Raw genomic sequence first — 21,432 nt, 5'->3', positions numbered from 1 at the left:
GCATAATAAGTTTACCACATGTGGAAATTGTGATCATGTGCACCCTTACGAATATGCCGAGCAGGAGAATCTGCCTTGAAGATCCGGTCCTTTCTTCAAATCACTTTCGTGACGATTTTGATCCTCATAATGGATATAGTGGTTCAGCAAACAGCCTTATATCGATATCGAAATCAGCAAGTTGTTGAAATTACACAAGAATTATCTCCAGTTCGATTCGGATTGGAAAAAGAGATTGTCAGCGGTCTACTTCTTATACAGGGGATGGCAAATCATATTTCAATCCATCCGACATTCACGCAAAAAGAATTCGCGCTCTATGCCGAAAATGCGCTACGCATCTCACCTGTTTTAAAAAATATCGGAGCAGCACCCGACTTCATCATGGCTTACATGTACCCACGTGCCGGGAATGAAAAAATGCTGGGTGTCAATTATCGAAGTTTGCCAAAGCAGTGGCCACAGGTACAGCTGGCTTGGTTGAGCGGTGGTATTATTGTTGCCGGTCCTCTTGATCTTGTTCAGGGAGGGAGTGGACTTATTGGGCGTACTCCCGTCTTTGTCAGGCAGAACGACAAGGAAAATGTGGAAGGGGAAGATTCCTTCTGGGGTATTGTTTCGGCTGTGATCGATATGGATCGCCTTTTCGAAAGCGTCAATATAAATGCTCTTTCCGGGCTGAAAATTGCCATTCGAGGAATAGATGGCAAAGGTGCCGAGGGTGAGGTCTTCTGGGGAAGAGAGTCGCTCTTTGATCCCACTGGCGATCCGGTTTTGGTTGATGTGTTTTTCCCTTCGGGGTCATGGCAGATAGCGGCGCTTCCTGTTGGTGGGTGGCCGGAAGAGTCCCCTTACTCCCTCTCTATTCATCTTTTCATGGGGGGACTTCTTCTTATCGGACTTTTCCTGAGTTACAAGGACATACGGCATCGTATCGAAATTCAGAATGTGAAGGAAAAGCTCGGAGAAGCACAGGCCTTCGCCCACCTTGGAAGTTGGGAGCAGGATTTACGCCGGAAAACTCTCTGGTGGTCAGATGAAGTCTATAATATCTTTGGCGTATCCAAGGATGAGTTCGTCCCCTCAGAGCAGGGGTTTCTTCAAAAGGTGCACCCGAATGACCTTGTGCGGGTGAAAGAGGCCTACCGACAATCTGCCAAGGGCGAAAATGCTTTTTCATTGAAGTACAGAATCCTTCGACCGGATGGAGGAGTTCGGTTTGTTCAGGGACAGGGAAAACACCTTCGTAATGAAAAAGGAGAGCCAACCCGTTTTCTCGGTACCATTCATGATATTACAGAACAAAGAGAGATCGTGAATGCCCTTGAATCCGAGCAGGCAAAACTTCAGGCCATGGCCGAGGCCACATATGATCCGTACATTATGATAGACAGTCAGGACACAATCCTTTTTTGGAGTCCGGCCGCGGAAAAAGTCTTCGGGTGGACCAATGAAGAGGCCCTTGGGCAGAAAATGCATGAATTGATCACTCCTCCCGAATACATCGAACCAGCACTCGAGGGGCTTCATCATTTTGCGCAATCCGGAAAAGGGCCGGTTCTTGATTCCATTTCTGAGCTTCCCGCCATCAGAAAAAACGGCGAATACTTTCCGGTCGAGAGGTCGGTCAGTGCCTTTCAGGTGGGAGACTCCTATTATGCTGTGGGAGTTCTACGTGATATTACGGAAAGGAAAAAAGCGGAAGAAAAGTTGGCACAACTTGCCTCCACAGACGAACTGACAGGGCTTTTTAATCGCAGAACCTTCATTGAAATGACCGAGTATGAACTGAAACACAGTAAGCGAAGTGGCTCCCCAATATCTCTGGTGATGCTTGATGCGGATAAATTCAAGAATATCAACGATACCTATGGACACGCTTTTGGTGATGAGGTGCTGCAAGTTCTTGCTTCGACTGTCCTGTCCTGTGTTCGCGAGGTGGATATTCTCGGGCGGGTTGGCGGTGAGGAATTTTTGCTTATGTTACCTGATACTCCGCTGGAGGGAGCCGTTGGTGCTGCGGAGCGCATCAGGGCCGCCATTGAGCAGGTCGAGTTGCAGCATGAAAGTGGTGAAACAATTCGATTCACAGTGAGTATGGGAATTTCTGTCTGCAACCATGGGGAAGAGAGTTTTGATGATCTGTTTAATCGTGCGGATATGGCCATGTATCAGGCCAAGCAAAAGGGACGGAACAGAGTAGAGACAGCCTGACTCGAAGCTTTCTTCACGTAAGAGAGGGGCCGAGATGGTGGGGAGTCTGTAAGGCAGGCTGCCTGCTGTTCAGTTTTGTTTGTTTGCCTGTCGGGTGAGGTATCGGTCCAACTGATTGGTGAATTCCTGCCTGTCTTTTGGTCCTATGGGAGCAGGCCCGCCAGAGACCATGCCGCCGCTTCGAAGTTCTTCCATAAGATTGCGCATGCGCAGAAGTCCCTTCACATTTTCTTCGGTATAGACTTCCCCTCGAGGATTCAGACCGGTTGCCCCTTTATCCACTATGGCATCAGCCAAGGGGATATCTGCTGTAATGACCAGATCGCCAGGCCCGACTTGGTCAATGATCTCCTGGTCGGCCACATTGAATCCCGCTCCAACCCGGATTGTACTGATGAGTGAGGATTGAGGGACGGAGAGCGGTGAATTGGCTACCAGTGTCAGCTGAATATCACGTCTCTGTGCCACCTTGTATAAAACGTCCTTGATGATGTTCGGACACGCGTCGGCGTCCACCCATATTTGCATGGTCCTTCCTAGTCTTCGAGGATTTCCTTGACTCGCCCGACCTGCCCGTCTTCCAGACGAACTTTGATGCCGTGCGGATGAGTGGGAGATTTGGTCAGGAGATTCTTAATGATGCCCTGTGTGAGTGTGCCGGTTCGTTGGTCCTTTTTGAGGACGATGTTGACCCGCATGCCGGGTTTCAGATTTTTGCGTGTGCTGCCATCCATAAAAACTTCCTGTGTGGAGGTCTAGGCACAAAAAAAGCGGACCGTGTGGCCCGCAATCATTGTGGCTGTGAAATCCGGCTATTGCCAGAGGCCTTTCTTATAACTGAAAATATGACGGTTCGGAATGATTGAAACGGGTGAGAATTCCGCTTTTTTGCAGGCATCCGGGCTATCGGCAATTGCTTCAAAGACTTCTTCCTTGAAAGAAAGAACACCGACAAAAGGAATGGTCTTCGATTTGGATCGGCGGACTTTACAGACCAATGAATTGCTATCGATTTTGTGATACCGGGCACGGTATGTGCCGTCTGCCTGTTTGATTATCTGCATACGGCTGCGTGACATGCGGTGATTGCGATTGAGAGTCGAGACTTTGGATTTGGCGAAGCGGGAAAAATTGGCGTGTTTGTTGGCGAGGTCTTGATCGAGAAAGACAGGGAGATTGGTGCTGGCAACGGGAACTTCACCCAACCCCGGAGTGGCGATAGCCACATTGACCGGTGCGTCGGGGGTTTCGGCATCGGCAGCCAGTACGTTGGGGAGACTCCCCCAACAACTGAGAAATATCGCAAAAAAGAAAATGAAAACAGTTTTATGCATGATGGTAGATCCTTTGGCCAAGGCTATGAGGCTGGGCGGCAGTGCCGCCCAGCCGAATGGAACATACCTTTACTTGGTCTGGATTTCAACCCTACGATTGAGCTTGCGGCCTTCCTTGGTCCCGTTGTCATACTTGGGACTCAGTTCGCCGTATCCTTTTGCTTCGAGACGGGAGGCGGAGACGCCGGCGTTCTCAAGCCATGTCATGACCGAAGCTGCGCGGCGTTCGGAGAGACTCTGGTTATAAGCGGTGGGCCCCGTTGCATCAGTGTGTCCGGCAACTTCGAATTCTGCGTTCATGTCTTCATCAAGAATGGCCTTGGCTTCTTCCAGAACCGGAATCATTTCGTCGGTGATGGCGTCCTTGTCAAAGCCGAAGTTCAGGCTGAAGGTGATGGTTTCCTTGGCAGTGGAGACAGCCGGAACCGGGGCCGGGGCCGGAGCTTCAGCTTCTTCTGCATAGAAGACCTTTTTGGCGTATGCATCCATGGCACCGGGGGCCATGAGCGAATTGTAATCAGCAACTTCAGAGCAGGAAGACAGACCGCGGATTTCGTCAATGATCATTTTGCCGCGATTGGTGTCTGCAAAGCTGACCACATGAATGCACAGGTCATTGCCATACTTGGTGTACAAGGCTTTGGCTTGGGCCACGGGGTCGGCGCCGAGATTGGAGTCTCCATCGGTGAAAATGATCAATCCGGTCGTGCCGGACAGGCCGGAGATGACGGGGTCGATGTCCATGAGACCGTTACCCATGGCTGTCTGGCGATTGAAGATGTCGAAATCGGTGCTGACATCGGAAACGTCATCCATGAGGGCTGCCTTGTTAAAAACTCCGGGTTGGGAGGCTTCTTCAAAGGGAGCGAACAGGAACATGGAAGATGTATAATCCAGGGCCGGAACCGTTTTGGTCATGGCCTGCATGGTCTCCACAGCCATGTCGATCTTGAGCTTGCCCGTGGCATCGTCTTTTTGTGCCATGGACCCGGACTGGTCAAGGAAGTAGATGAAGTTGTCGATTCTCTTGACCTTTTTTGCACTGGCAGGGGCCGCCAGAGCAAAGGTCACTGCCAACATGGCGATAAAAGATGTCAGTAAGAGCTTGTTCAGGTGTTTCATGAGTCCTCTCTCCTTTGGGAATTATTTTTCAAGTGTGGCAATAGTGATCAGCTTCATTTGCCTTATATACGCGACAGAACAGACCCACGCAAGGGGGGGGCACGAAAAAACACGTTATAGAGCGAACTTTTCGTGACTGGGATTGAGATGTGAACTTCGGTTGCGTCTCACGCGTGAACACAGTATAAAGAAGCGTTTACCGTTTCTTTTGACGGTGTTTTCAGTGCAGCGAAGGAGTGTGCATGTATATAGTTACGGGCGGCGCAGGGTTCATCGGCAGCGCCATGGTTTGGAAGCTCAACCAGATGGGTATTGATGACATCCTGGTCGTCGACAACCTTTCGACCAGTGAGAAATGGAATAATCTCGTTGGACTGCGGTATGAGGATTATCTGCATAGGGATCAATTTCTCAAGCTCATATTGGAAGGAGAAGACGCATTCGATACTGATGCGGTCATCCATATGGGGGCGTGTTCGGCCACCACGGAGTTGGATGCCGACTTCCTGATGGAAAACAATTATCGTTACACCCAGTATGTCTGCCGTCACTGCCTCAATCACGATGCCCGGTTCATCAATGCTTCCAGCGCCGCCACCTACGGTAATGGCGAGTTTGGGTTCAATGATGACCACGAGGGAATAGATCGGTTGCGTCCTCTGAACATGTATGGATACTCCAAGCAGCTTTTCGATATCTGGGCCAAGCAGGGGGAAATCCTCGACAAGATTGTCTGCCTCAAATTTTTCAATGTGTATGGGCCGAATGAATTTCACAAGGATGACATGCGAAGCGTCATCTGCAAGGCACACAAGCAGATACTGGAGACAGGGAAGCTGAAGCTCTTCAAATCGTATCGCGAGGAATATCCTCACGGCGGGCAGAAAAGGGATTTTGTCTACATCAAGGATTGCGTCAACATCATGGCGTGGTTTCTGGAGAACCCGGACACAAACGGTATTTTCAATATCGGAACCGGTACGGCCCGTACCTGGAATGATCTGGCGAATTCAGTGTTTGCCGCCATGGACCGGGAGCCGAATCTTGAATATATTGAAATGCCTGAGTCTATTCGGGATAAATATCAATATTTTACCGAAGCCAATATGGACAAGCTGACCAAGGCCGGGTGCGATGTTGTCATGACTTCGCTTGAAGATGGTGCTGCCGATTATGTGCGGAACTATCTGGACAAAGACAACTCCTATCTCATGTCTCGCTAGTCAGAGGTTTTTTTGAGGCGTAAACGCTCCATAGCATTAATGGCGGTGTTGGCATTGGCCTTCACTCTGGCCCTGCCTTTGACGTTGCTCGGCAAAAATCCTTTGCTGTACAAGGTCAGACGATATGTGCCCGAGGCTCCGAAGAAAGTGCCGGCCAGTGACGAGTGGGTGTTTTCCGCCGACCGGGTGGTCGGCGACTACACCAGCGAGTACGTTGAGGCATTCGGCAACTGCACCTTGTCCATGGGTGAAGATCAGTTGCGAGCGGATTTTGCCCGCTATTATCAATCCACGGGGTGGGTTTTTCTCAAAGGAAATATCCGGGCGCACTGGGGAGGCGACTTTCTTCAGGCGGATGAAGGGGAGTTCGACCTCAATAACATGACCGGCTGGCTCAAGAACGGTAAATTGTTCATGACCAAGCCCCATATTTATGTTGAAGCCGAGCGTGTGGGCAAGGCCAAGGGCGACTCATATACTTTCAAGAATGCCAAGGTGACGGCCTGCGAGGGAGACAGACCCGCATGGTCGGTCACCAGCGAGGAAGGCGACATTGAACTGGACGGGAATGTCCGGTTGTATCGTTCGGCCTTTCGCATCAAGAATGTTCCGGTTTTTTATTGGCCATATATGTCTTTGCCGGGCCGCAAGAATCGGCAAAGCGGTTTTCTCATGCCAAGCCTCTCTTCCAGCGACAAACTCGGTTTTCAAACAAATCTCCCGTATTATTGGGTTATTGATGATGAAACCGACGCCACCTTCTACCAGAATTTCATGTCCAGGCGTGGGTATATGCAGGGTGTTGAATTTCGGCATACCGAAGATGCCTCTTCCAAGGGATTGTGGATGGCTGATTTTCTCAAGGACACCAAGCGGGCTGTCTCGGAATCCGACGAGTGGGATGACTACCAGGACGATGGATTGACCCGACCTAACAGGAGCCGTTGGTGGGTTCGCGGAAAGTATGATGGTTGGCTGGGAAGCCCTGAGTTGCAAGTCAAACTTGATGTGGATGTGGTTTCGGATCAGAATTACCTTCGGGATTTCCAGGATGGGCAAAACGGATTTGACAAGACTCGGGAGAATTTTCTTGAGACTTTCGGGCGTGATATCGACAACAAGGATGATTTCACTCGCACTTCCACGGCTCTGATTTCTCGAAGTTGGGATCGATTCGGGCTTGCCGGGAAAGCGCAGTTTACCGAGAATCTCGAATTCATGAACGGGAATGGCGATGAGGACGACAATACTACGGTACAGACCCTGCCTGAATTGGAGGCCTTTCTCTTTCAGCAGAAGTTGGCCGGAACACCCATCGAAGTTTCAGCTGAAACAAAATATGATTATTTCACCAGGAACAAGGGCGATACCGGGCACCGTGTGCGCGTGACCCCGTCTATTAAGGTGCCGATGTCCACGGACTACTTTACGTTCATTCCCGAGATATCGGCGGATCATACGTCCTACAACCTGACCTCGCATGAGGGGTATGGGAATCAGACGATCGTCGACTCGGGCGGGCGGAATGTCCAGATCAACACCAATGCCACGGATGACGGCTACAGCAGTCGAACGACATGGGAGGCCGGGTTCACGGCATTTAGCGAAATGACCCGCGTCTTCTCGCTTGATGAAACCATGACGGCATCTCCAAGCCTGGCCGGAACATCGCGTTGGACCAGCCTCAAACATTCTATCGTGCCTCGAGTCTCTTACGCGTATACGCCGACAATCACCGGACAGGACCATCTTCCTTATTTTGATGAATTTGACCGTATTTCCGGGAAAAACGAGGTCACGTATTCCATCACCAATGTGTTGGATCGCCGCCGGGATAAGGTCGTATTATCTCCGGGAATCCAAGATGGACCGCAGGCTTCGGTGGCCACGGATTATCTGGATTTTCTGTTGTTTCGGATAGAGCAGTCTTACGATATGAATGAAGCATCCCGCAAAGATGAGTTGTCTACCTATGCACGACGTCCTTTCTCGGATATTCTGACGGAGCTGAAAATCAGACCGGAAGACTATGTGGACCTCATTAGCCGGGTTTGGTTTTCTCCTTATAATGCCAGCATGACCCAGGCGGAAAATACTATTCGTTTTCATAAGGACGGACTGGGTGAATTTTCCATCGGGTACGACTATCAGGCCGAAATTGATGAATACAAGCGGTACAGGGACGATACCTTGTCGATTATCGATCTTGGTGCCAAATGGGAAATCAATGATGTATTCGCCTTGGGTGCCAGATTCCGTCATGACTTCAATGACCAGCAGGATCTTGAGCGGACGCTTCAGCTTGACTGGGCCGCAGAGTGCTACACCTTGCATTTCACGTTTTCGCAGAAACCCGGCGACAATCGTTTTGGGCTGAGTTTCGATCTCCTCAATTTCTAGATACCGGAGGGTATATGAGCGTGGGCACTTTGCCTGTCATTCGTGTCTTGCCTGCGGGCCTGAAGAATCAGATCGCAGCGGGAGAGGTGGTCGAACGCCCCTCCAGCGTCGTCAAGGAGCTGGTGGAGAATTCGTTGGATGCCGGAGCCTCACGAGTGGATGTCACCGTGGAGAAGGGGGGTCGAGCCTTGATCCTTGTTCAGGATAACGGGTTCGGCATTGCCGCGAATCAACTCAGTCTGGCCGTGACAAGGCATGCTACCAGCAAGATACAGCGGTTTGAGGATATTACCTCCATCGGTTCATTCGGGTTCCGGGGGGAAGCGTTGCCCTCTATCGCATCGGTTTCCCGTTTCACCATGACTTCCTGTCATGAAGGGGCGGATGAGGCTGCTTTCATCGAAGTGCGGGGAGGAGAAATCGAGGGCGAAGGTCCGGCTGCATTGGCGGCAGGCACGCGGGTCGAGGTCCGTGATCTGTTTGGAAATACTCCGGCCCGACTCAAATTCCTCAAGACGGAAGTCACGGAAAACAAACGATGCCAGGAGACGCTCATGCGCATCAGTCTGGCTCATTTGCACGCGGGTTTTTCCCTGACAATGGGAGGACGAGAAGCCCTTCGTCTGCCACCGGACCAGGAACTTTCGGCCCGACTCAAGACTTTTTGGCCTCCGGTCGTGTGCGAAGGGCTGCGCCCCTTTGACTTCGAGCGTGAGGGCTATCGTGCCCACGGTGTTGCGGGTTCTCCGGCCACGGCTCAGGGGCGTGGAGACCGTATCCTGCTCTATGTCAACGGGCGTTCGGTGCAGGACAAGATGATGCTCAGCGCTGTCCGCCAGGCCTATCGGGGGATGCTTCTCTCTCGGGAATACCCGCAGATAGTACTTTTTCTGGAAGTGCCGAATGAAGAAGTGGACGTCAATGTTCATCCGGCAAAGCTCGAGGTGCGTTTTCTGGAGGAAAGTCGGGTTTTCTCGACTATTCGAGGTGGTGTCATGCAGGCTCTCTCCTTTGCCGAAGAGGCACCTCCTGTGTTGCCGCACCCCGGACACTCACGCCCCCTGGAAAACATCGGGAATGATTATGCCGGGACAGGGGCTGCTCCGGTCAAGCGGAGCCATCAGCCTTCGGCTCTTCGGAGCGAACCGAAATTTGCGACCTATCGGGAATATCAACAGGATTACAATCCTCCAAAAGACATCCCCTTGCCTGTGCCACCATCCAGAACGAGTTCGGAAAGGGTTTTTTCAGATGACCGGACGGAATTCGGGACTCATGAAACTCACATCTCAGGAGCGGTTGCGGGGCGGGCCGAAGGTGTGACCCTGGCCGGAACCAACTATACGTATCTGGGACAGGTGGCAGACACCTATCTGGTCTTGCGGCAAGGGGAATCCCTGGTGCTTATTGATCAACATGCCGCACATGAACGAGTTCTCCTCGCTGCCATGCGTGAAGCCCGGACCAAGGGAGACTCGCAGCCCTTGGCCCTGCCGCTTGAAATTACTCTGCACCCCAGCGAAGTTGATGTCCTGCTGGGGGTGAAGGATGACTTGAAATCAATGGGGTTTCTTTTGGAGTTGGACGGTCCTGCCAAGGTGCTGGTGCGTGGAATTCCTCCGACTCTGGACACGGGGAAGGCGAGGGAGTATCTGGTTGATGCCTTGGCGGAAAAGGCCAAGACCCTTGATGATCTGTGGACTATGATGTCTTGCAAGACAGCTATCAAGGCCGGACAGGCTCTGGCTGTGGATGAAGCCCTGGCTCTGCTGGATGTGTGGTTGCAGACGCCGGAGCGGGATTTTTGTCCACATGGCCGCCCTGTCGTGGTTCGGTGGAATCCTCTTGATCTCGAAAAGCTCTTCAAGCGAAAGTAGTAGCATGACTATTGATTACAATAAGATTCAGGTGCATGTGACGTTAGAGAATCTCCGTCACAACTACAGGGTGTTCAAAGGTGTGAGTGACTCGGTCATCCCTGTTATCAAGTCTGATGCCTATGGGCATGGTCTGGCCGAGGTGGCCGGAGTCTTGGATGAAGAGGCCGAGACTTTTGCCGTCGGGTTTGTCAGCGAAGCAGTCCATCTGCGTCATTCAGGGTGCGAAAAACGCATTATGGCATTGCTTGGGCCTGTTGATGAAGCGGATTATGTTGCCTTGTGGGAGCATGATATCCTGGCTGCCATGAGCCATATGGGACATCTGAAGACCCTCGCTGAACTGGCCCGATCCAGAGGGAGCCTGAATATTGGACTCAAATTCGATACTGGTATGCGTCGCCTTGGTTTTCTCCCTGAAGAGGTCAGGCAGGTTGTGGAATTTCTCAAGGCGAATCCGGCCCTTAATCCGGTCATGATTACGTCTCATCTTGCCTCGGCGGATGTGCCGGAACACAAGGCCGATGTGGAACTCCAGGCAGCGCGTTTTCAAGGAATCGTCGAGGCTGTGCGTGGTGCCGGATTTCAGGTGGAAGCCAATCTGGCCAACTCCGCCGGATCAATGGTGCATGACGTCTGCCGTCTCGACAGTGTGCGCCTCGGGATTTCCCTGTACGGGGCCGATCCGCTTTATGGGACGGATTGGGCGGGGCAAGTCGGTCCTCTTAAACCGGCCATGGAAGTTTCCGCTCCGGTCATGCAGGTGCATGGTCTGAAAAAAGGTGAGGGGATCAGCTACGGTTGGACGCATGTTGCAGAAAAAGACTGCACTGTGGCAGTCATCGGAGTGGGCTACGCCGACAACTATAGCCGGGGGCTTTCGAATTCCGGTTTCATGAATATCAAGGGGTATCGTGTCCCTATTCTTGGCCGTATATGCATGCAGATGGCCCTGGTTGACGTCTCGGATATTATGGGCGAAGGGACTGGTGTCGTGCCTGGAGACCGAGCGTGGCTGCTGGGTGGCCCTGCGCCGGGGAGTATTTCTGTTGAAGAATTGGCCGATTGGTGGGGAACCATCACGTATGAAGTTTTTTGTCTGCTCGGTATGAACCAGCGACACTATATTTAATGGATAAATGCCGAGTTTCGTTGATGCTCTATTGGCGGCGGAACACTCGGCTCTGTCAAGGAGAAGAACAATGCCCGCAGTACAAGATGATGAATGGACCGTTGCCGAAAGTTATGCCCGGACTGAAATGGATGAACAGGGAGTTTCTCCAGAATGGCTGGCCGGAAAATGGATGAATGTGGCCGAGGATATGGCCCTTATCCCGGAAAACAATGTTCGAGTCATTGAAGAGAACGGTGTCGTGCGCATCGAAGTTTCTGTCTACCTCATGGAGTGCATGCGCGGATTCTAGGCATTTGTGTCACCATTGTACAGGTGTGGCCTCAATGCTTTTCTGGGCTCTTTCGCGTGTCGATTCTTTTTCCGCCTGAGAGGCTGAGGTCCATGACTGAAAGAGTCGCTTTTCCGCAACCGGTACCCTGCGGGGCGCACTCTGGTGTGCCCTTTTTTTCTGTCGGGCCAACAGCTTTTGCCTTAGAATAATAATGGTCTGAAACATGCGTCTCCGGTGTATGCTTGTCCTTATTGGACATCAGCAAGGACGTAGAGAGGATGATCATGAAATTACAGGGGATTTCAATTCTGTGTGCGTTTCTTGCCGGTCTTGCCTGGACTGTCCCGGCAGGGAGCCATTCTTCTGCTCCTCATGTGGATCAGTCTCGGTGTGGCGGGACTTTTTCAAGCTGGAAAGACATGTCCACTAGGAGCAATTTCCGGATTCTTCGGGGATGCAATACGGTCGTTCTCCACACGGTCTCTTGCACATCGTGTATGTGAACATGGAAGGGTGTATCAAAGGTGCCCAAGACCTTACTTGTACGCCCCTCGTCAAGGAAGATTACACGGCAGACAAGAGACTGGCCGATCTCACCATCATGTGTAAGCTTAAGGGATGTAACCCTGAGTACGGGGATTGGTTTTGGGCAAAATATGCCTCGGGTGGAACGGTGCAAAAAGAAGGGAAGCCTGAAGGGTATATCGCGTGTCATATGGGTCGAGTTGGACACGATTTTATAATGACTTCAGACTGTTAGTTTAAAGAGATCAAGGAGCGCAAAGACGTATGAAGGGTGATCTTGAGATCGTCCATCGTACGGCTTTTGATTCAAAACTGTCGCATGAATGTTGCAATACGCTGATATGGTTGACAAATATTATCGTAACAAAACCGTAACACTATAAAACGTTACATTTGTGTGACGAACATGTTACAGACCCTCGCGTCGTGCTTGGCAACTCCATCCATGCTACAGGGGGGCCGTGTACACAAAAACAAGGAAATTTTGAATGAAACTGCGCTCCTTTCAAATGCGGATTCTGCTGTGGACCTGGGCTTTGCTGCTCATGGCCATGGCCGTGATTTTCTATTATTCCACGAGTATTGTTGCCAGCGATGTGTTGGCTGAGACCAAACTCCGCTCCATGAGCGAGTTGGAATCCATCAAATGGCTCATTGACGAGCACCCCCGTTTCACGACGGAAGAGGCTTTTGCCACATGGGTCGATGCCCTTGGCCCACGACTGGGCGCACGGATCACCTATATCATTACTGACGGACGGGTTATTGCCGATTCGGGAGTGACATTCGCCAATCTCGCTGAATTGGATAATCATAGTGAGCGTCCCGAAGTCATTGCCGCGCATATAGAAGGCCATGGGACCAATGTCCGGTATTCCGATACCTTGCATAAGGATATGCTGTACGTCGCCACCAAGATCAGAGCCTCCGTCAGCCTTCCTGCCGGGGTTTTGCGATTGGCTGTGCCGTTTTCCGATGTCAGCCATCGCTTGAGTTCTCTCAGGCAGAATTTCCTTTGGATATTTATTTTGACCCTCCTCTGTGCGGGATTGGTCAGTGTCATCATGTCGCGCAACATGAGCCGGGAGATTACCGCTTTTTCCGAACTTGCCCGGTCTATCGGTGAGGGGGATTATGGCACACGGTTGCGGGTCTTGCCTGGCGGCGAATTCAAACCGCTTGCTCAATCCGTGAATCGGATGGCGGAGAATATCGAACGGAACGTCCAGATCATCAAAGATCAGAAGGGACAACTCCAGGCTATTTTCGAGGGTATGCGCGAGGGAGTTATGTCCATTGACTCGGAGGGACGCATCGAGTCCTACAACTCTGCCCTTGATGTCATGTTCAACCTGGCTGAATCCACTGTTGGCCGGACCCCCATCGAAGTCACCCGTCGATTTGAAATTCAGGATTTGGTGGACGAATTACTGCACGCTCCCGATGAGGGAGAGCGGACTATTCAGATAGATCTGATGGATTCCCGTACTGTTGAAGTCAGTGCTGTTCCGTTTCACGATCAGAAGGGTGTTCGAAAAATTATTCTTGTTTTTTATGACATCACCGAGATGAAGCGGAGCGAGAAAGGGCTGAAGGATTTTGTGGCGAACGCGTCTCACCAGCTTCGGACACCGTTGACTTCCATCAAGGGCTACAGTGAGACTTTGTTGGACAACCCTCCGGCCAAGCCCGAAGATGGACGTTTTTTTCTGGAGACTGTGCTCAAGAACGCAGACCATATGGATAAAGTCATCTCCAGCATGTTGGCTCTTGCCAAGTCGGAGCAGATGGGCAAACAGCTCAAGCTTCAGCCGGTTTCGGGGAATGAATATCTGGAAAGAACCGTGGCGGATGTGACTCCCTGGGCGGCGGAAAGAGATATCCGGTTGGAAGTGAATGCACCGGATGACGCCATGCTCGTGATGGGAGAGCCAGATGGGTTGCTCCATGTCTTTCACAATCTGCTGAACAACGCGGTCAAGTATAGTCCGGAAAACGGGAAAATTACAGTCACGGCACAGGATGATGGCGAGTCCATCGTCTTTTGCGTGGAGGATCAGGGGCCGGGTATCTCCAGAGAGCACAGCACCAAGGTCTTCGAAAGGTTTTATCGGGTTGATGAGAATACGATTGACAGTTCTTCGGGTAGTGCGGGCCTCGGGCTTGCCATCTGCCGTCGCATCGTGCGGAACTTCGGAGGTGAAATCTGGCATGACGGATATGGTGAGGATATCCGAGGTGCCCGGTTCTGTTTCCGGCTCAACAAGCCTGTCTGATCGGATGATGGCAACACTTTAACGAACGCCCTCGAAAGAGGGGAAACCCAATGGACATTTACGATATCTTCTTCTACCTGGCGCTGGCGGCCGGGTTCTGGAAAGCCTTCAACCTCGGTGCCAATGACGTGGCCAATTCCATGGCTTCGGCTGTTGGAGCCAAAGCGATCACTGTGCGTCAGGCTGTTGTCATTGCGGGCATACTCAACTTTGTCGGTGCGGTGTTGCTTGGCTCTCAGGTGACCAAGACCATTGCCAAGGGAATTATCGATCCCATGGCTATTGGCGATCCCAAGTTAGTGATGATCGGCATGTTTGCCGCTCTGATTGCCGCAGCATTCTGGGTTTTCATGGCGACGCTGACATCTCTGCCTGTTTCGTCTACCCACTCCATCGTAGGAGCTATCCTCGGTTTCGGCATTGTTGCCGGTGGAGCCAGTGTGGTCAATTGGTATGTCCTTGGCGCGGTCGTGGCATCATGGTTTATCTCTCCGTTCTTTTCCGCTGCCATCGGGTTTCTTGTCTTTACCCATATACGAAGTCGGATTCTCAATGCCCGGCAGTTTATCGTCGCTGCCAAGAAATGGGCACCACGCTGGATCGGTCTGACCATCGGCATCATCTGTATGTCGTTCATGTATAAGACCCCATTGGGAAAATCTCTCAAAATGCCTCTCTACATGGCATTCTTCTGGGGGAGTTGTTTTGGAGTGGTCGCCTGGGGAATCAGTCGGTTTTTTGTTGCCCGTCTGGTCATGGATGAAGAAGCGGGAGCCGAAGCCGTTGAGCGGATTTTTCGGAAGATGCAGATCGGGACGTCCTGCTATGTCGCTCTTGCACATGGGGCCAACGATGTCGCCAATGCCATAGGCCCGGTGGCGGCCATTTATCTTATCGCCAAGGATCAGACCATAGCGACTCAGGCGGAGATTCCGTTTACGATTCTGGCTATCGGTGGTATCGGCATTGCTGTGGGGATTCTGCTGCTGGGGCATCGGGTCATGACCACGGTGGGTGAAAAAATCACGGTGCTCAACAATACCCGTGGTTTTGCCGTGGACTTTTCCACTGCCACCACGGTTTTGGCAGCATCCAAATTAGGGTTGCCCGTTTCTTCTACCCACGCAGCCATCGGTGCCATTGCCGGTGTTGGTGTTGCCCGTGGTTTCAAGGCGGTTGATTTCAGAATTCTTGGAAAAATTGTCATATACTGGTTGATTACAGTTCCGGTATCGGCTTTTACTGCCGTGATTCTTTTTGAGATTCTGAAATGGCTGTGTTACAACTAAATCATCAAGTTAGCGCAACGTTATCCCAAGAGGTACATATATGTTTTTGAAACTCCCCTTTTTCGGTCTTCTCGCAAGTCGTTCACCCATGGACGGATTGACGGAGCATTATGACAAAATTGCCGAATGCATAGAGACTATCGACGAATCCCTTGAGTGCTATGTTTCAGGTGGTGTCTGCCGCGAGTTCGAAGAACTGACCCGAACTATCGACCAGATCGAAAACCATGCGGACAAGATCAAGCGTAATATTCGCAACCATCTGCCCAAAGGGTTATTCATGCCTGTGGAGAAATCCCTTTTTCTCAGCTACACCAAGTCGCAGGATAATGTGCTTGATGCGGCTCAGGACGCCCTGCATTGGCTTGCTATGCGCAAGGTGGAGTTCCCGGAGCAGATTCAGAAAGATGTTATTTACCTGCTCGATGCAGTCTCCCGGACCACGGTCCTGCTTGGCCCTGCGCTGAAAGCGACCATTGCCCTTTTGCACGGGGAATCCCTTGACAGAGAAGGGACCAAAACCTGCTTCCGCAAAGTGCGCTCCGAACGAGACAAGGTGCGTAAGCTCAAGAATGAATTGCATAAGAAACTGTATGCCATGGACCTTGATTTCAAGGACATCTATCAGCTTATGCATTTCGTGGATTGCCTTGATAATATGGGGCACAATACGGAAAATTGTGCAGACCATTTAAGGGCTATGATCGCACGATAACTTTCAATCTTCACGTTCTCGTAGAGCGTTGCCCGCCTGAGTGTGGGCGACGCTCTTTTTTTTATTTGGCGTTTTTTGAATAATTCAACGCTCTCAAAAAAAAGTCGGTCATTGTGGTTTATGCAAAACCACCCATCTGGGATGGAAGGATCCTGTTGAGACAACTTATTCAACTTTCTGTTGTTTTTCCAGAGATTGGAAATGACGAAATGTGTGAAAAGCGATGTGATTATAGCTTATTCCATGTGTTTCTCGTTTCTGTATTCCCCAAAGACAGGCAAAGAAAATTCTTGAAATTGATTTTCATTGTCAATATACTCCACCTTGTGCGGTATGAAATGGGGAGGCACGGGATGGCAGTGAAAGAGCATAAGATATCTTGCAGCATGCGTACAAATGTAGAAGAGGCGTCCTTGAAGCGGTGTAGAATTCCGGCGGGAGCTTTGCGTCCGCTGGGTAAACCTCGCGCAAGGAGTTATTTCATGAGCAGTTTGCACAGACTTGGTATGTTCAACAGGGAAGGAATGAAGGCTTTCAATAATGGTCAGGTCGAAGATGCCCTGTTTCAGTTGGCTCAGGCCAACCGGATTGCTCGGCAGATGGGGTCGCCCCTTCACGAAGCCAAGGTAAGGAATAACCTGGGGCTGGTCCATCAGAGTGCCGGGAATGAAGAGGAAGCGCTTGTCTGCTTCCGTCTGGCAGCCAAGTCTGCTGTCAAGGGAGCAGGAATCGACAACTCCCTCCATAAAGTGATTTCACGAAATCTTTCTCGCCTTGAGCACGACATCGCAAGCAGAGCCGTGTAATATGGAACTTGATCTTCAATCCCCGGCAGCTGGCGCTTCGCTGCCGGGGACCAGTCAATGCGCAGAACCAACGCAGTTCATCTCGGCCATTTTGCATCAATTTGCAGAGTCGTTGGGGAATGCTATTGACGCAAAGGATCAACATACATCCATGCACTCTGCTGAGGTCGCACAGATTTCCCATGCTCTTGCCCTTGTTATGGGGCTCTCTTGTGTTGAATCAGATGTCGTGCATGTGGCGGGTCATCTGCACGATATAGGAAAGATTGGTGTTCCTGATGCCGTTCTGTGCAAGCAGGGACCTCTTGACCCAGTAGAATGGGTCGCCATACGAAATCACCCGGAAGCAGGGGCTGATATCCTCCGTCCTGTGGCGGCCCTGCGACAACTGGGGGTGGTGGACATGGTCTTGCATCATCATGAACGTTTTGATGGCAACGGCTACCCTCAGCGCATCAAAGGCGAGGCTATTCCCCTGGGTGCTCGTATTATCTCACTTGCTGATTCGCTTTCCGCCATGCTTCAGAACAGACCATATCGTCAGGCGTTGAGCTTTGAAGCCGCCCAACGTGAAATTATCCGCTGCTCCGGTACTCAGTTCGACCCAGTGGTCGTGGAAGCATTTGCAGCTTCCACTGGGGCCATTCGGTCTATCATGGAAGGTCTTTCCGAAGTTCAGATCAGAGCCTGAGACTCGGCTCACATTACATACAAAAATTTTGTCCCATGAAGCTTTCCAGAGCGGAAAGTTAAAATTCTTGTACCCTTTGAAGTACCAAACGAGAAAAATACAGAGAGTCAAAATGACAAGTAATACACTGTAATAATTATATTATTAATAAAAATAGTTTAAATCTGTCTTGTTGGCATGGCTGGTGCATTAAAGAAAGCATCTTCCTTTTATTTGCACCGAGAAAACACCAAGCCTCCTCCGGGAGGCTTTCTCGTTTTGGTCACAAGCTCTACTGGTATTGGCTTTGCCGTCATTGTGCCTTGAGTGAAATGCGTGGTCTGCTCATTTTTCTGGTGCAATTGAGAATGAATTGGTGTAAAAATGTGGTAATGATCAAAATAAAACAGTTTGGGAAGCTGGCGGTTTTCTTGCTTGTGTTCATACAGGTTGGCATCATTCCGGTCCGATCTGCCGAACTCTCGGTCTATACTGAGTTGGCAGGCCGATCTGCCATGATGGTGGATGGAGAATTGACTGGTTACGGTGTGGCTCTTGTGCGCGAAATAATGCGTCGGGTAGGGCAGGAAAGCAGCATTACGCCACTGCCCTGGGCTCGGGCATATGATATTCTGCTTACCACGGCAGACACGGCCTTGTTTACAATTGCGCGGAATGAAGCGCGAGATTCTCTCTTTACATGGGTGGGGCCATTCATGCGCCTGCAATGGGTCTTCCTGGCCAGAAAAGGGACAAACCAGACTCTTCACTCACTGGATGATGCGCGAGATGTTCACTCCATCGGGACCTATAGAGGAGATGTCAGGGATGCATTTCTTCGCGATCAGGGGTTCACGAATCTGAAACAGGCTGTGAATAATGTCCTCAATTTTCGCAAGCTGGTTCGTGGGCGGTTGGATTTGGTCGTAGCCGCATCTTTGGGCATCAGTGAGACAGCGCTTGCAGCGGAAGTGCCTCTCGACGCTCTGGAAGTTGTGTATGTGATCAAGGATGTGGACCTTTATCTCGCTCTCTCGCATGGGACAGATCCGAAGACCGTGCGCCTCTGGCAGGATGCGTTTCAATCCATGCGTGCAGACGGAACTTTTTCTCATTTATTCCGCCAATGGTATCCGGCTCTGGTGCCGCCTATGGACATCCGGCGACCCTGGGTGGATTCGCCTCTTCAGGGCAGTCAGGGCAGTCAGGGCAGTCAGGGCAGTCAGGGCAGTCAGGGCAGTCAGGGCAGTCAGGGCAGTCAGGGCAGTCAGGGCAGGAGTCGTGCTATTCAGGAGTGAGGGGAGTGGCTCTGACGAGGATTTTTCAAGGGTAAGAAGTCTTTCTTCTCTTGTGACTCTGCTTTTGAAGCAAAGAGCCGGCCAGGATATTCTGGTCGGCTCTTTGAGTTGGTCGTGTGAATTTCTTCGATTATTTTTCGAAGACTGCACCTCGGGAGGCCGAGGTCACAAGTTTGGCATAGCGGCGGAGGAAAGGAGATTGGACTTCCTTGACCACCGGAGTAAAGTTTTTCCTGCGCTCTTCGAGTTCAGCTTCATCAACCAGCAGATTGATGGAGCGTTTAGGGATGTTGATTTCGATGCGGTCTCCCTCTTGGACCAGTCCGATGGGACCGCCTGCTGCGGCCTCGGGCGAGATGTGGCCGATAGCAGCGCCACGGGTTCCTCCCGAGAAACGACCATCGGTGATCAAGGCGACGGAACTGCCCAAGCCCATGCCGGATATGGCCGAGGTCGGAGTGAGCATTTCACGCATTCCGGGGCCGCCCTTGGGACCTTCATACAGGACAACCACCACGTCTCCGGGTTTGATCTTGTTGCCCAGAATAGCTTCTACACAGTCCTCTTCGGAGTTGAAAACCCGTGCGGTGCCTGTGTTGACCATCATTTCCGGTGCCACGGCAGACTGCTTGACGCATCCGCCCTCAGGCGCAATATTGCCGTACAGAATGGCAATGCCGCCTTCTTGGGAATAAGGGGTCTCTATGGGGCGAACAATGGTCTCGTCAGAGACATGTGCTTTCAGGTCCTTGAGATTCTCTCCCAGGGTCTTTCCTGTGACGGTCATGACATCAAGATTGAGCAGGTCTTTCTTGACCAGTTCAGACATTACAGCCGGGATGCCGCCTGCTTCGTTCAGGTCCTCCATATAGTGAGGTCCGGCAGGGGAAAGCTTGCACAAATTGGGTGTTTTTTTGCTGATCTCATTGAACATTTCCAGATTGAGATCAAGGCCTGCCTCGGCGAACAAGGCGGGCAGATGCAGCGTTGTATTGGTGGAACAGCCCAGGGCCATGTCCATGGTCACAGCATTGTGCACGGCCTTTTCTGTGACGATATCGCGAGGTCTGATATTCTTTTCCAGCATTTCCATGACTTGCATGCCAGCCTGCTTGGCGAGGCGAACTCGTGCGGACATGACTGCCGGGATGGTACCATTGCCGGGCAGGGCCAATCCGATGGACTCGGAAAGACAGTTCATGGAGTTGGCGGTGAACATGCCAGCGCAGGAGCCACAGGTCGGGCATGCGGACTGTTCAAATTGCTCCAGTTCCTCTTCCGTCATGGTGCCGGCCTTGACCTTGCCAACTCCCTCAAAAACATTGATAAGATCAGCGCTTTTTTTGCGTCCTGCCAGCATGGGGCCACCGGAAATGACGACGGCCGGGATGTTCAGTCGCAGAATCGCCATGAGCATACCCGGAACGATCTTGTCGCAGTTGGGTATACAGACAATGGCATCAAAGGGGTGGGCTGTTGCCATTATTTCCACGGAGTCGGCGATAAGCTCACGGCTGGGTAGTGACATCTTCATGCCTTCATGGTTCATGGACAGCCCGTCACAGACGCCGATTGCGGGAAATTCCATGGGGGTACCGCCTGCGATACGGATGCCAGTCTTAACGGCCTCGGAAATCGTGTCTAGATGCACATGTCCGGGGATAATTTCGTTGGCTGCGTTGCATACGCCGATCAACGGGCGGTCCATTTCTTCTTTGGACAGTCCGGTCGCGTACAAGAGCGAGCGGTGCGGGGCCTTTTCCAATCCACCAGTCATTTTTTTACTGCGCATCAAGATACTCCTTAATAGATAGAAAAACGGATGCGTAGTTCAACCCGAATGAAGCGGGCTGTCAACTTGTTTGGTCGGAAGAAAAAAAGGTCATTTCTTGAGTTTCAGTTTGATTCGTCAATGAAAAGAACTGGTAGGAGGTACTTCTATAAAAGGTGCGTTTCAGTTGGTCTTGATGTATGATGGAGACGAGCCGGAATGTCCGGTCAAAACGCAACCTGGGAGGAAACTATGAGCAAGGGATGCGGACCAAGTTGCGGCTGCGCCAAGCGCCGCCAGGAGGACAAGACCGTGAATTATGTCGCTCGCGACCCCGTGTGCGGTAAGCGTGTCGATAGAAATAACAGCAATAGTCAAAGTATCATGCAGCCCGAAGGCGAGATGTTTTTTTGCAGTACCAAGTGCATGACCGAATACATCAGTGACCCTTCTCGATACGCAGGTAAAAAGAAGGGCTTTTTCAGTTTCCTCGGGTTTGGTTGAGA

The 21,432-nt window shown here is 51.4% G+C and carries 18 protein-coding genes; 13 read left to right on the top strand and 5 right to left on the bottom strand.

The genetic code is table 11. From position 1 onward, the window contains the following. Positions 1 to 75: 75 nt before the first annotated feature. Positions 76 to 2,214 carry a diguanylate cyclase gene (locus BN4_RS17165; RefSeq protein ID WP_015414933.1) on the top strand — a complete coding sequence of 713 codons (2,139 nt, stop codon included), beginning with the start codon at positions 76 to 78 and terminating at the stop codon, positions 2,212 to 2,214. 69 nt (positions 2,215 to 2,283) lie between these two features. Here BN4_RS17165 and BN4_RS08290 read toward each other — a convergent pair whose 3' ends face one another. The 4 genes from BN4_RS08290 to BN4_RS08275 all read right to left on the bottom strand — a co-directional run bounded on the left by BN4_RS08290 (position 2,284) and on the right by BN4_RS08275 (position 4,670). Beyond that, positions 2,284 to 2,742 (bottom strand): YaiI/YqxD family protein, encoded by a 459-nt coding sequence (locus BN4_RS08290; RefSeq protein WP_015414932.1) that lies wholly within the window; start codon positions 2,740 to 2,742, stop codon positions 2,284 to 2,286. Positions 2,743 to 2,750: 8 nt separating this feature from the next. Next, positions 2,751 to 2,948 carry a YwbE family protein gene (locus BN4_RS08285; RefSeq protein WP_015414931.1) on the bottom strand — a complete coding sequence of 66 codons (198 nt, stop codon included), beginning with the start codon at positions 2,946 to 2,948 and terminating at the stop codon, positions 2,751 to 2,753. Between the two features lie 78 nt (positions 2,949 to 3,026). Further along, on the bottom strand, positions 3,027 to 3,548 hold the full coding sequence (locus BN4_RS08280) for a hypothetical protein (RefSeq protein ID WP_015414930.1): 522 nt from the start codon (positions 3,546 to 3,548) through the stop codon (positions 3,027 to 3,029). Between the two features lie 69 nt (positions 3,549 to 3,617). Then, positions 3,618 to 4,670, bottom strand: a complete 1,053-nt coding sequence (locus tag BN4_RS08275) for an OmpA family protein (protein ID WP_015414929.1) — start codon at positions 4,668 to 4,670, stop codon at positions 3,618 to 3,620. 242 nt (positions 4,671 to 4,912) lie between these two features. Here BN4_RS08275 and rfaD point away from each other — a divergent pair, with 242 nt between their 5' ends. The 11 genes from rfaD to BN4_RS08210 all read left to right on the top strand — a co-directional run bounded on the left by rfaD (position 4,913) and on the right by BN4_RS08210 (position 19,155). Beyond that, on the top strand, positions 4,913 to 5,893 hold the full coding sequence (gene rfaD, locus BN4_RS08270) for an ADP-glyceromanno-heptose 6-epimerase (protein ID WP_015414928.1): 981 nt from the start codon (positions 4,913 to 4,915) through the stop codon (positions 5,891 to 5,893). A gap of 12 nt (positions 5,894 to 5,905) precedes the next feature. Further along, positions 5,906 to 8,293, top strand: a complete 2,388-nt coding sequence (locus BN4_RS08265; protein ID WP_015414927.1) for an LPS-assembly protein LptD — start codon at positions 5,906 to 5,908, stop codon at positions 8,291 to 8,293. Positions 8,294 to 8,307: 14 nt separating this feature from the next. Continuing rightward, the gene (gene mutL, locus BN4_RS08260; RefSeq protein ID WP_015414926.1) at positions 8,308 to 10,170 is read left to right on the top strand and encodes a DNA mismatch repair endonuclease MutL; all 1,863 of its coding nucleotides are present in this window, start codon (positions 8,308 to 8,310) and stop codon (positions 10,168 to 10,170) included. 4 nt (positions 10,171 to 10,174) lie between these two features. Next, on the top strand, positions 10,175 to 11,302 hold the full coding sequence (alr, locus tag BN4_RS08255; protein WP_015414925.1) for an alanine racemase: 1,128 nt from the start codon (positions 10,175 to 10,177) through the stop codon (positions 11,300 to 11,302). Between the two features lie 70 nt (positions 11,303 to 11,372). Continuing rightward, positions 11,373 to 11,594, top strand: coding sequence for a hypothetical protein (locus BN4_RS08250; protein WP_015414924.1), 222 nt, complete (start codon positions 11,373 to 11,375; stop codon positions 11,592 to 11,594). 995 nt (positions 11,595 to 12,589) lie between these two features. After that, complete coding sequence (locus BN4_RS08235; protein WP_015414921.1) at positions 12,590 to 14,377, top strand: HAMP domain-containing sensor histidine kinase; 1,788 nt, start codon at positions 12,590 to 12,592, stop codon at positions 14,375 to 14,377. A gap of 50 nt (positions 14,378 to 14,427) precedes the next feature. After that, entirely contained in the window at positions 14,428 to 15,666 is a 1,239-nt protein-coding gene (locus tag BN4_RS08230) for an inorganic phosphate transporter (protein WP_015414920.1), read from the top strand. 40 nt (positions 15,667 to 15,706) lie between these two features. After that, the gene (locus BN4_RS08225; protein ID WP_015414919.1) at positions 15,707 to 16,381 is read left to right on the top strand and encodes a TIGR00153 family protein; all 675 of its coding nucleotides are present in this window, start codon (positions 15,707 to 15,709) and stop codon (positions 16,379 to 16,381) included. A 482-nt stretch (positions 16,382 to 16,863) separates the two neighbouring features. Further along, positions 16,864 to 17,187 carry a hypothetical protein gene (locus tag BN4_RS17160; RefSeq protein WP_015414918.1) on the top strand — a complete coding sequence of 108 codons (324 nt, stop codon included), beginning with the start codon at positions 16,864 to 16,866 and terminating at the stop codon, positions 17,185 to 17,187. 1 nt (position 17,188) lies between these two features. Then, on the top strand, positions 17,189 to 17,878 hold the full coding sequence (locus tag BN4_RS08215; protein WP_015414917.1) for an HD-GYP domain-containing protein: 690 nt from the start codon (positions 17,189 to 17,191) through the stop codon (positions 17,876 to 17,878). A gap of 416 nt (positions 17,879 to 18,294) precedes the next feature. Then, on the top strand, positions 18,295 to 19,155 hold the full coding sequence (locus BN4_RS08210) for a substrate-binding periplasmic protein (protein ID WP_231856616.1): 861 nt from the start codon (positions 18,295 to 18,297) through the stop codon (positions 19,153 to 19,155). Between the two features lie 130 nt (positions 19,156 to 19,285). Here the strand turns inward: BN4_RS08210 and ilvD are convergent, their stop codons facing one another. Further along, entirely contained in the window at positions 19,286 to 20,947 is a 1,662-nt protein-coding gene (gene ilvD, locus BN4_RS08205; protein ID WP_015414915.1) for a dihydroxy-acid dehydratase, read from the bottom strand. A gap of 231 nt (positions 20,948 to 21,178) precedes the next feature. Here ilvD and BN4_RS08200 point away from each other — a divergent pair, with 231 nt between their 5' ends. After that, positions 21,179 to 21,430, top strand: a complete 252-nt coding sequence (locus BN4_RS08200) for a YHS domain-containing protein (RefSeq protein WP_157871314.1) — start codon at positions 21,179 to 21,181, stop codon at positions 21,428 to 21,430. The last annotated feature ends 2 nt before the right edge of the window (positions 21,431 to 21,432 follow it).

The sequence above is a fragment of the Pseudodesulfovibrio piezophilus C1TLV30 genome (assembly GCF_000341895.1).
GTDB classification, from domain to species: Bacteria; Desulfobacterota; Desulfovibrionia; order Desulfovibrionales; family Desulfovibrionaceae; genus Pseudodesulfovibrio; species Pseudodesulfovibrio piezophilus.
This window is presented reverse-complemented; position numbering and strand designations above follow the sequence as displayed.